Raw genomic sequence first — 10,870 nt, 5'->3', positions numbered from 1 at the left:
CCGGCTTCGCTCATCAGGTGCAGCACGCTGGCCGCCACGTCGTCTGGCGTGACCAGCCGCTGCAGCGCCGCGCGGCGGGCGACGCGGTCGCGGTCTTCGGGGGCGAGGGTCTTGGTCATCTCGGTGGTCATGAAGCCCGGGGCGACGGCGTTGACGGTGATCTCCAGCCGGCCGAGTTCGCGGGCCAGCGAGCGGGTGAAGCCGACCAGCGAGGCCTTGGTGGCGCCGTAGACCGAGAGGCCGTTGTAGCCGGTCGAGGCGATGATCGAGCTGATGTTGACGATCCGGCCGCCCCCGGCCGCCATCATCGCCCGCGCGACGTGCTTGGTGAGCACGATCGGCGACAACGTGTTGAGCCGGACCAGCGCCTCGATCCGGCCGAGCGTCATGTTCGCCAGCAGCCCGTCGAAGCCCACCGCGGCATTGTTGACCAGGCCGAACGGCGCGCCGAACTCCCCGCGCAGGTCGCGCACGAAGGCGCCGATGTCCTCGACTTGCGAAAGGTCGAACGGCCGGAAGACGAGCTCGCCGGGCCCAGCCGCCGTGGCCAGTCGCGCGCGTGCGGCGGGAAGGTCGCCCTCGGCGCGGGCGATGGCGATCACGCGGAAGCCCGCTGCGGCCAGGCGCTCGGCGATCGCCAGCCCGACCCCGCGGCTCGCCCCGCTGACGATCACGGTCCGCGGTCCTCCGGCGTCAGCCATTTGTGCGCTCCAATTTGCCGCCGGGGGTCATCTGCAGGTCGCTCACGAAGCGCAGCATGGCCGGGGCCTTGTGCGGCGGCAGGCTGGCGCGGCACAGCTCGAAAATGCTGTCGCGCAGGGCCGCTTCCAGCTCCGGGGAGCCCGCCTGCGCCGGGTCGTCGAGCGCGACCTCGGCGCTGACCAGCGAGCCGGTGATCGGGCTGCGGCGGGCGCGCACCCGGCAGACCCGCACCGCCGGGTGGCGGTTGATCACCGCCTCCACCTCCTCGGGATGAACTTTCAGCCCGCCGACGTTGATGACGCCGCTGCGGCGGCCGACAAAGCGCCAGCGCCTGTCCTTCAGCTCGACCATATCGTCGGTGTCGAAGAAGCCCTCGTCGTCGGTCAGCGCGGTCGGCCCGGCATAGCCGGTCGCCGCGCGGGCCGAGCGGATGCGCAGGCTGCCGTCCACCACCTTCAGCGCCACCGGCCCATCGCCGCCGACGAAGTGCTCCGGAAAGCCTTCCAGGCCGTCGTCCACCTCGAAGCCGACGCCGGCCTCGGTGGAGGCGTAGGCGTGGACGATCCTGGCGTCCGGGAAGGTCGCCCGCAGCCGGTCCAGCACCGCCTGGTCGGCGATCTCGCCGGACAGCCGGACGTAGGCCGGGGCGATCATGCCGGCCTGGGGATGCATCAGCAGCAGCCGCCAGTGGGACGGCGTGCCCGTCACGTGGGTGACCCCCAGGGCGGCGAACCGCGCCAGCCGGTCCGCAAGCGGTTCGGCGGCCTCGGAGAGCGCCAGGGCGCAGCCGCCGACCAGCGCGCGCAGCAGCACCTGCAGGCCGCCGTAGCGGCGGATGTCGTAGAACGTCGCCCAGACGGGGCGGCGGGCGCCCGCCCCGCCCTCGCCGGACGGCGGCGGCGCAGCGATGGCGCCGGTCAGCCCGGCCAGCCGGTGGATCACCAGCTTCGGCTTGCCGGTGGTCCCGGAGGTGAACAACAGCCATTCGGTCGCAGCCTCGCCCGGCGGCTCGACGACGTCGGCCCCCCCGGCGGGCGCGCGAAGCGAATGCACCGGCAGGCCGAGGTCCGCCGGCAGCCGCTGCGGCGCATCGGTGACGACGGCCTCGACGCCGGCCTCGCCGACCACGTAGGGCAGGTGCTCGGCCGCCAGGTCCGGAGGGCAGAGCACAAGCCGCCGCGCTCGGCCGTCAAGTTCGACCAAGGCCTGGGCCGCGCCGAGCTGGGTCGCCGTCCGCACCAGCACGGAGCGGCCGGCGAGTTCGGCGCCCGCCCCGTCGCCGGCGGCGAGCGCGGCGAGCTCAAGGCTCGCCCCCGGCGCCACCAGGCGCGCCCCAGCCGGCGGACACGCTGCGATCAGGCGGGCACGCAGGCTGGGCACCTAGGCCGCCTGGCCCTGCGCCGCGGTTTCGTAGAGCTGGACGAATTCCGCGAAGTTGACGGGGAACAGATCGTCATCGAGGTCGGAGAACGGATCCAGGCCCAGCTCGTCCTCGAGCTGGGCGACGATGATCGCGAAGCAGAGCGAGTCGAGCCCGCTGTCGACCAGGACGAGGTCGTCGGTGAGCGGCGCCAGCTGGCGCTCCTGGGCGATCGCCGTCCGCTCGAAGCTGGCGGCCACCGTCCGCCGGATGTGGTCTGCGCCGCCTGGGCGCACCTCAATGGCTGTTTCCTGCATCGCCAGCTCCGCCGTTGCCCGGGCCCTTGAGACGCCGCCCGCAGATTGCCGCGGGAATAGCGGCGTCCTGATTGCAAATGATTGGGAGGGCGTCCGATCGAGGCCGCAGGCTTCGAGCCACCGATCGGATAGCAAAATGGCGCAAGCTCCCATCTTCCGCACCGCGGCGCAGGCCCTGGTGGATCAGCTCGTGCTCCACGGGGTCGAGCACGTCTTCTGCGTCCCCGGCGAAAGCTACCTCGGGGTGCTGAACGCGCTGCGGGATTCCCCGATTGCGGTCACCATCGGCCGCCAGGAAGGCGGCTGCGCCATGATGGCCGAGGCGGTGGGCAAGACCACCGGACGTCCGGGCGTCTGCTTCGTAACCCGCGGCCCCGGCGCGACCAACGCCGCAGCCGGCGTCCATGTCGCCAGCCAGGACTCCACCCCGCTGATCCTCTTCGTCGGCCAGGTGGATCGGGGGCTGAAGGAGCGCGAGGCGTTTCAGGAGCTGGACTACCGGGCGGTGTTTCATTCCATGGCCAAGTGGGTCGTGGAGATCGAGACGCCGGAACGGGTCCCGGAACTGGTGGCGCGCGCCTTCGCCACCGCCTGCGCAGGCCGGCCCGGACCGGTGGTCGTCGCCCTGCCACGGGACATGCTGACGGCGCAGGTCGCCGTCGCCGACGCCCCGGCCCTCCGGCCGGCGGAGTGCGCGCCGCACCCGCAGGACATGGCCGCGCTTGATAGACTGCTCGCCGAGGCCGCCCGTCCGCTGCTGGTCCTGGGGGGGCCGCGCTGGGATCAGGACTCGCGCGCGGCGATGCACGCCCTGGCCGAGCGCTTCGAGCTGCCGGTGATGACCAGCTACCGCCGCCTGACCCTGTTCGACCCGTTGCATCCGGCCTACGCCGGCGACCTGGGCCTTGCGCCGAATCCGCGGCTGATCGAGCGGGTCATGGCGGCGGACCTGGTGGTCTGGGTCGGCGGGCGGATCAGCGAGATCTCCAGCCAGGGCTACAAGCTGTTCGACATCCCGGCGCCCTCGACGCGGCTGGTGCACGTCCACCCGGCGGCGGAGGAACTGGGGCGGGTGTTTTGGCCGACCCTGGCGATCCAGGCCTCGCCGGCCGGCTTCGCCGCCGCCGCGGCAGGCCTTGCCCCGCCCCCCGCTATCCCCTGGCGGCAGGAGACGCGCCAGGCCCACGCCGACTATCTGGCCTGGTCGGAAACGCCGACGCCGCAGCCGGGCGCCGTCAACCTCGGCGAAGTGATGGTGTGGCTGCGCGAACAGCTGCCGGCCGACGCCATCGTCTGCAACGGCGCCGGCAACTACGCCGGCTGGATCCACCGCTTCCTGCGCTTCCGGCGTCTGCACGGCCACGTCGCCCCCACCTCGGCCTCGATGGGCTACGGGGTTCCCGCCGCGGTGGCGATGCAACGGCTCAATCCAGGGCGGACCGTGGTCTCGATCAACGGCGACGGCGACTTCCTGATGAACGGCCAGGAGTTCGCCACGGCGGTGCAATACGGCCTGTCGATCATCGTCCTGGTCGCCGACAACCGCAGCTACGGCACCATCCGCATGCATCAGGAGCGGGAGTTCCCGGGCCGGGTTTCGGGCACCGACCTGGTCAATCCCGACTTCGCCGCCTATGCACGGGCGTTCGGCGGGTTCGGCGCGACGGTGGAAACCACGGCGGACTTCGGACCGGCGTTCGAGGCCGCGCGCGTCAGCGGCCTGCCGTCGATCCTGCACCTGAAGATCGACGTCGACGCGATCAGCCCGTCGACGACGCTCGGTCAGATCCGCACGGCGGCGCTGAGCCGCGCCGAGCCTGCCCTGCGCCCCGCCGCGCCGTCCTCGTGGGCGAAGGCCCAGTAGAGTTCGCGGGCCCGGCGGAACACCGGCCCGATCGGCAGGGTGCGGTCCTCGATGCGGATCATCGGCGCGACCTTGGCGTAGTTGCCGCTGGAAAAGATCTCGTCGGCGGCGAGGAAGGCCGAATAGTCCAGGGTCTGCTCGCGGACCTCGACGCCGTCGGCGCGCAGGAGGCCGATGACCCGCCGGCGGGTGATCCCGTCGAGGAAGGTCCCGTTCGGCGCCGGCGTGAACACCACCCCGTCCTTGACCATGAAGATGTTGGCGTTGGCGAGCTCGGCGACCGCGCCGAGCATGTCCCGCAGGACGCAGTTGTCGAAGCCACGCCGCTGGGCCTCGATGAGGCCGCGGGTGTTGTTGGGATAGAGACAGCTGGCCTTGGCGTCGACCGGCGCGGTCTCGATGGTCGGCCGGCGGAACGGCGAGAGGGTGATGGCTCCGCCGGTGGGCGCCGGCATCGGCGCCTCGTAGATCGTCAGGCACCAGCGCGTCGTCTCGGGATCGAACCTCACTCCGCCGCCGAAGCCCTGGTCGGCCCAGTACATCGGCCGGATGTAGAGCTCGGCCTGCGGGTCGAAGCGCCTGAGCCCGTCGCTCACCAGGCCCAGCCAGGTCTCGACCGGCGCCACCGGCTTCAACAGGAACCGCTCGGCGGAGAAGTTCACCCGCTCGCAGTGGGCCGCAAGGTCCGGGGTCACGCCTTCGAAGGCCCGCCCGCCGTCGAAGATCGTGGAACCCAGCCAGGCGCCGTGGGTGCGCGGCCCCATGATGGCGACATTGCCCTCGTGCCAGTCGCCTTCGAAGAAGGTCCAGGTCTTCGAGACCGGCTTGAGGGTGGAGACGACCGCGCTCATGACCACCGCCGCCCTACAGGTTGAGGATCTCGCGCACCGCCGCCGGCCAATCGGCCGTCCGCGTCCCGTGCGTCGCGAAGAGGGCGACCGCCAGGCGGTCCATGCCGAAGGCCACGCAGCCGGTGTGCGCCACCGTCCCGTCCTCGGTCACCAGGTCCCAGATGTGGCCGAAGTGCTCGCGGTGGTAGTTGAAGCTCATGCAGGCCGTGGGCCGCTCCTCCGAGCGGACCGGGATCAGGAGCTCGAACTTCAGTTCCTGCTGGATGGCGCTGATGGCCAGGATCTGGCCGCCGCGGCCGAAGAAGGGATCGCTGGCGAGGTCGATGCGATAGGGCAGGCCCAGATCGTCCGCCAGCTGTTGGGCGCGGTCGATCCACGCGCCCCGGAAGGCCTGGATCTCCTCGGGCGAGCCGATGCAGACATACTCGCGCATGCGGAACGTCTGGAAGCGGTCGATGTCCCGCGACGGCTCGCGCCGGAAGCACTCGGCCGCGACGTCGAACACCTGCCCGCCCCGGGGAATGGGTCCGCGGGCGGCGACGAGGGGGTAGACCGGATAGCAGGCGGCCGGCGCGAGCACGAGGTCGGCCGCCTCGAGCGACTGGGTCCAGGGCTCGCCCTCCTCGAAGCGGTTGACCACTCCGAGGATCTCGCTCTCGCTGCCGCAGAGGCAGCTGACGCAGCCGAGGAGGTTGGGGAAGCTCTTCAGGTAGCCGTGACGCTCCAGATGCTTCCGGCTCATCACGGGCGGGAAGCGGAACACCTCGGCCCCCGCCGGACGGTGGCGCGTGATCAGGGCCGTCAGGGCCTCGACGACGCTCTCGTAGGCTCCGGTCCGCCCATAGACGCCGTCGACGCCGGTGGGATGGAACAGGCTGGCGGCCAGCCGCTCGAGTCGTTCCTCTTCGCCGGCTCTTTCAGCCGCCATTGCGTTCGCAAACATCGGGCACCTCAGTTGCGGATCGATTGCGGGGTGTCGGCGACCAGGCTCGTCATCGCCAGGTCGGCGAGGATCCGGTCGTTATTGATCATCAGCGGCGCGGAGAGGATGTCGCGCAGGTGTCGCGCGATGCTGGCTTCGCCGTCGGTGCGGTAGCCGGAGAGCCCGGTGGCGCGCAGCGCCTGGGTCACCGCCTCGACCGCCAGTTCGCTGACGTCCACCTTCAGGAGCGTGATCGCCGTCTGGAACTCCAAGGTGGTCAGAGCGGCGCGGTCGTCGCCGACGGCCTCGAACTGCGCCGTCATCGTCGCGATCTGCGCCCGCGCGGCGCGAAGAGCGGCCATCGCTTTGGCCAAGCGCGCGGTCGCCGGCGGCGGGCTCTCCGCGTTCTTCGCGGACTTGCGGACGGCGCGGCGGGCGCGGTCGACGGCGCCTGCAGCGATCCCCGCCCAGACCGACGACCAGAAGAGGTGGGCCGAGGGCACCATGCTCTCCGCGTGGATGCGCGCATAGGGTTCGGGCAGGATCTGTGCGGGATCGGCCTCGGCCTTGAGGGCGAAACCGGCGCTGACCGTGCCGCGCATCCCCAGCGTGCTCCAGTCCCGCGTCCGGCTCAGGCTGTAGTCGTCGCGGGCCAGGGCCAACAGAACCTGGTCGGACGCGGCGGCGCTGGCAGAGCGCCGGGCGGTCGTCACCAGGCCATCGGCGGCCTCGCCGTAGGAGATGACGCTGGCGTCGCGCTGCAGCCGGACGCGGTCTCCGTCGTGCACGATCGCCGCGTCGCTGGAGCGGACGGCGCCCCCGGCCTGGCCTTCCGTGGTCGAGGAGGCCAGCAGCATCTGCTCGTCGGCGACGCGGGCGATGAAGTTCTGGTGCCAGAGGCTGTCCTCGCTGTGACGCACGAGGCAGGCGACCTTCACCGAATGCATGGCGTAGATCAGCGCGGTCGAGGCGCAGGCCTGGCCAAGGATGTAGCAGGCCTCCACCACCTCGCCATGGCGGGCGTCCTCCCCGCCGAGAGGACTGGGCGCGAGCACGCCCATCAAGCGCTCGGCCTTGAGCGCGGCGATCGCCTCGCGAGGCACGCGGCCGTCCCGATCAACGTCAAGGGCGTTGCGCTCGGCGATCGCCGCCACGCGCCGCGCGCGCGCGGCGATGGGCTCGTCAGCTGCGACACGCCTCGACCGGTCGGCAAGGTGAGAGGCGGTGGAAGGAGCGGCCTGCGCGGCCTCGCGGGCTTGAGCGTTCATCGGCTCCTCGAGCTCTGGATTAGGTCGGCCTGCGCCTGAGGGCTGCAGCGACGGGATGGAGCTTAGTCTGCGGGCGCCGCGCTCACGTCATCAAACATTAAGGGCCACGCGTCTTTTGAAACAGCCGGCCGGCCGGAGTTCGTGATGTACTGAGGATCGCGCAATGTGCACCGGCCACCAACCTCCTCGGTGTGGAAGGAACAAACAATGATAAGAGACGACGCTCTGCTTCGACCGGACGAGCGGATCTTCGGCATCGTCATGAAACTGCTGACAAAACGCGGCCATTCAGGAGAATTTGGAGCGGAACAACCTTTGCTGGAAGCCGGACTGACCTCTCTCGACATGGTCAATCTGATGCTGGCCGTCGAGCTGGAGTTCGATCTCGAGATCCCGCAGCGCGAGATGACGCCCGACAATTTTCGTTCGGTGGCGGCGATCGGCCGGCTGGTCGAGGCGCTGGTCCCGACCGCCTGACGGGGCTTTGCCATGCCCCTGGATCGCGGCGCCGAACGTGTCTTACGAATGATGAGCGTGTCGGCGACCGGCGCGCACGGCCCTCCCAGCGTCGCCGATCGTCGTAGAGTGCTGGCCAACCTGGCGGACAGCGCCGACGAGCACGCCCCGATCTCCGTCCTGACCCGCGTCATTGTCCTGCCTGGGCCCGGCGGATCGCTACTGGGACGACTTTACATTCCGCCTGACGCCGCCGATGCGGGCCTCGTCTATTTCCATGGCGGCGGCTGGGTGGCGGGGGGCCTGGACACGCACGAGGGCCTCTGCCGCCGGCTGGCTGCAAGTTCGGGCGTGAAGCTGCTGGCGATCGATTATCGCCTGGCGCCGGAACACCCCTTCCCTGCCGCCGTGGAAGACGCCCTGGCCGCCGTGCGCTGGGCCTTCGACAACGCCCTGGGGCTCGGCATCGATCCCCAACGCCTGGCGGTCGGCGGCGACAGCGTCGGCGGCGGGATCGCCGCATGGATCACCCAGTCTCCGGCCGCGCCGCCGCTGGCCCTGCAGGTGCTGCTGTGCCCGATCCTCGATCTCGTCCACGAGACGCCCTCCCGGCGAGCCTACGGCGAGGGCTTCTTCCTCGACGCGGCGACGCTTGCGGCGGACCTGCACGACTACTGCGGCGAGGCGCAGGACCTGCACGACCTGCGCCTCTCGCCGCTGCTGGCGCAGGAACTGGCCGTGCGCACGCCGGCCCTGATCCACGCCGCCGAATACGACCCCTTCCGCGATGAGGCCGCAGCCTACGCCGCACGCCTCACCGCGGCGGGCGCGGATGCGAGCTTCACCTGCTGGCCGGGCATGATCCACTACTTCTATTGCCTGGCGCGGGCGATCCCGAACGCGATTCCGGCCGTCGAGGCGCTCGGCGCGGAAATCCGCGCCACGCTGGCCCCGGATCAGATGCGCACCTCGCCGCGGTGGATGCGCTCCCAGACCGCCGCGTCCAGCGGCACATAGGCCTGAGCGGCGGGATCGTCGAAGAACAGCGGATCGGTGATGGCCGAGGGATCGAAGCCCTCCGCTGCGAGCCGGTGGCTGGCCTTCTTGAAGGTCTCGGTAAGCGGCAGCGCGGGGACCAGCCGCAGGAACAGCGGCCGGGCGTAGGACGGCAAGGCGTCGACCAGGTCGGCGCGAAGCGCGGCCGGATCGAACTCCGGTGAAGCCACGATCGCCGCCATGCCGGCGCGTCCCTCCGATCCCGGCACGCTGACGCCGTAAACGGCCGAGGTCTGGACCCCGAGGCAGGCCTCGATCGCCGCGGACACCTCGCCGGCGCTGACGTTCTCGCCCTTCCAGCGGAAGGTCTCGCCGATCCGATCGACGAAATGGAAGAAGCCGCGCGCGTCGAGGCGCATCAGGTCGCCGGTCCGCAGCCAGGCGTCGCCGGACTCAAAGACGTCGCGCAGCACCTTCTTCTCGGTCTCGGCGGCGTTGGTATAGCCTTCGAAGCGGTGGGCCGGATCGCCCGCGGCGTCGGCGATCCGGCCGATGGCTTCGCCGGTCTCGCCGCGCGCGCAGCGGATGCACCGGCCGTTGGCGTCCCGCTTCGGCGCGCCGGTCTCGGGATCGTAGACCACCAGGGCCACGGGGAAGCGGTGGGCCATGAAGCCGGGCACGCGTCCGATCGCGCCGGGCTCGCCCTCGACGTTGAACAACGAGAAATTGCCCTCGGTGGCGGCATAGAACTCGACAATCCGCGGCACGGCGAACCGCTCCTGGAACCGCCGCCAGACCTGGCCGCTCAGGCCGTTGCCGCAGGCGATGCGCAGCCGGTGGCGACGTTCGTTGTCGTTCGGCGGCGCCTGGACGAGATAGCGGCACAACTCGCCGACGTACTGCAGCAGAGTGCAATCCCAGGCGACCACCTCGTCCCAGAAGCGGCGCGAGAACTTCCGGGCGATCGCCACCGAACCGCCGGACATCAGAAGGGCGCCCGTCGCCACCACTCCGCCGACGCTGTGGTACATCGGCAGGCAGTCGTAGAGCCGGTCGTCGGGGCGCGCATCGAGCATGCCGGCGAACCAGCAGCTCCAGCTCATCACCCGCCGGTGGCTCACCCGCGCGGCCTTCGGCAACCCGGTGGTGCCGGAGGTGTAGATCAGCAGCGCCGGGTCGCGCACGGTGACGCTGCGCCTTTCCTCCGGCGTCAGGGGCTCCGCCGACAGCCCGGCGAACGCGGGCTCGACGCGCCGGCCCGGGCCGGCGCCCAGCAACCAGAGCTGAGGGCGTTCCGCAAGCTCCGCCAGCGCCGCCTCCGCGGCCGGGGCCAGTTCGTCGGTGGTGATCAGCCGTGCGGGCGCGACCGTCCGCAGGCTGTGCGCCAGGGCCTGCGCGGGAAGGTTGGTGTTGATCAGCGCCACCACCACGCCCACGCTCGTGAGCCCCAGCCAGGCGGCCATATAGTCCGGCTGGTTGTGCGCCAGCAGCGCCACCACGTCGCCTTTCTCCAGGCCCTCGAACAGGGCCCAACGGGCGTAGCGGCGCTGGCGACGGGCGAGATCGCGATAGGTCAGCGCTCCCGTCTCGGAGAGCAGCGCCGGCGCCTCCGGCCGGGCGCGCGCCTGCTCCTCGACCACCTCGGCGAGGATGCGATACGGCGCCTTCTCGATGCGCCCCGTCAGTTCGAGGGCGCGAAGCCAGGCCTTGTTGACGCTCTCGCCCGCCGCTTGCGGCGCGGCCGCGCGAACCCCAGCATCCACTTGCGTATCCTTTGGTAAGGCTGGTGGGCAGGTGCGAACGTAGCTTGCCGTTCGCCACGGGTTTCCTGCGACGGATCCCGCGACCGCGCGACCTCTTTTGCAAGTCGCATGGCCGTTCCACAGGGTCGCCGAATTCCTCCGCGCCGACGCCCGCGTCCAATGGGTCAGCTACGCCGGCTTTCCCGACAGCCCCTATCACCCGCTCGCCGAGAAGTACCTCGCCGGCCGCATCCCGGCCCTGCTGACCTTCGGGGTGCGCGGCGGCTACGCCGCGGGCGCGGCGCTCTACGACCAGCTCAAGCTCGTCAAGCGGCTGGTCAATATCGGCGACGCCAAGTCGCTCGCCTGCCATCCGGCCTCCACCACCCACC

The 10,870-nt window shown here is 71.0% G+C and carries 11 protein-coding genes; 4 read left to right on the top strand and 7 right to left on the bottom strand.

Annotated elements, in window-relative coordinates; genetic code table 11:
- The 3 genes from VJS38_RS20590 to VJS38_RS20580 form a co-directional block, all read right to left on the bottom strand.
- A partial coding sequence (locus VJS38_RS20590; RefSeq protein ID WP_324090019.1) for an SDR family oxidoreductase occupies positions 1 to 701 on the bottom strand: 701 nt, incomplete at its 3' end.
- Positions 694 to 2,082 (bottom strand): AMP-binding protein, encoded by a 1,389-nt coding sequence (locus tag VJS38_RS20585; RefSeq protein WP_324090018.1) that lies wholly within the window; start codon positions 2,080 to 2,082, stop codon positions 694 to 696. The genes VJS38_RS20590 and VJS38_RS20585, both read right to left, overlap by 8 nt.
- Positions 2,083 to 2,379: a hypothetical protein gene (locus VJS38_RS20580; protein WP_324090017.1), complete on the bottom strand. Its 297-nt coding sequence runs from the start codon at positions 2,377 to 2,379 to the stop codon at positions 2,083 to 2,085. It lies immediately after the preceding gene.
- 136 nt (positions 2,380 to 2,515) lie between these two features.
- Between VJS38_RS20580 and VJS38_RS20575 the strand changes: the two genes are divergently transcribed.
- Positions 2,516 to 4,243, top strand: a complete 1,728-nt coding sequence (locus VJS38_RS20575; RefSeq protein ID WP_324090016.1) for a thiamine pyrophosphate-binding protein — start codon at positions 2,516 to 2,518, stop codon at positions 4,241 to 4,243.
- Here the strand turns inward: VJS38_RS20575 and VJS38_RS20570 are convergent.
- The 3 genes from VJS38_RS20570 to VJS38_RS20560 are packed head-to-tail and all read right to left on the bottom strand — an operon-like array spanning position 4,162 to position 7,284.
- Entirely contained in the window at positions 4,162 to 5,094 is a 933-nt protein-coding gene (locus VJS38_RS20570; protein ID WP_324090015.1) for a branched-chain amino acid aminotransferase, read from the bottom strand. The genes VJS38_RS20575 and VJS38_RS20570 overlap by 82 nt on opposite strands.
- 13 nt (positions 5,095 to 5,107) lie before the next feature.
- Positions 5,108 to 6,037, bottom strand: a complete 930-nt coding sequence (locus tag VJS38_RS20565; protein ID WP_324090014.1) for an amino acid--[acyl-carrier-protein] ligase — start codon at positions 6,035 to 6,037, stop codon at positions 5,108 to 5,110.
- An 8-nt stretch (positions 6,038 to 6,045) separates the two neighbouring features.
- Entirely contained in the window at positions 6,046 to 7,284 is a 1,239-nt protein-coding gene (locus VJS38_RS20560; RefSeq protein ID WP_324090013.1) for an acyl-CoA dehydrogenase family protein, read from the bottom strand.
- 165 nt (positions 7,285 to 7,449) lie between these two features.
- Between VJS38_RS20560 and VJS38_RS20555 the strand changes: the two genes are divergently transcribed.
- Complete coding sequence (locus tag VJS38_RS20555) at positions 7,450 to 7,761, top strand: phosphopantetheine-binding protein (protein WP_324090012.1); 312 nt, start codon at positions 7,450 to 7,452, stop codon at positions 7,759 to 7,761.
- A 57-nt stretch (positions 7,762 to 7,818) separates the two neighbouring features.
- A complete protein-coding gene (locus VJS38_RS20550) occupies positions 7,819 to 8,757 on the top strand; it encodes an alpha/beta hydrolase (RefSeq protein WP_324090011.1) in 939 nt (312 codons plus the stop codon).
- Here VJS38_RS20550 and VJS38_RS20545 read toward each other — a convergent pair.
- Positions 8,697 to 10,499 carry a long-chain-acyl-CoA synthetase gene (locus VJS38_RS20545; RefSeq protein ID WP_324090010.1) on the bottom strand — a complete coding sequence of 601 codons (1,803 nt, stop codon included), beginning with the start codon at positions 10,497 to 10,499 and terminating at the stop codon, positions 8,697 to 8,699. The two genes, VJS38_RS20550 and VJS38_RS20545, sit on opposite strands and share 61 nt — an antisense overlap.
- 97 nt (positions 10,500 to 10,596) lie before the next feature.
- Here VJS38_RS20545 and VJS38_RS20540 point away from each other — a divergent pair.
- The coding region (locus VJS38_RS20540) for a PLP-dependent transferase (protein WP_324090009.1) at positions 10,597 to 10,870 on the top strand (274 nt) is incomplete at its 3' end.

Origin of the sequence: Phenylobacterium sp., from assembly GCF_035276905.1 — a bacterium.
GTDB lineage: Bacteria > Pseudomonadota > Alphaproteobacteria > Caulobacterales > Caulobacteraceae > Phenylobacterium.
Note: the sequence above shows the minus strand (reverse complement) of the source record. Positions and strands in the feature narration are given on the sequence as shown.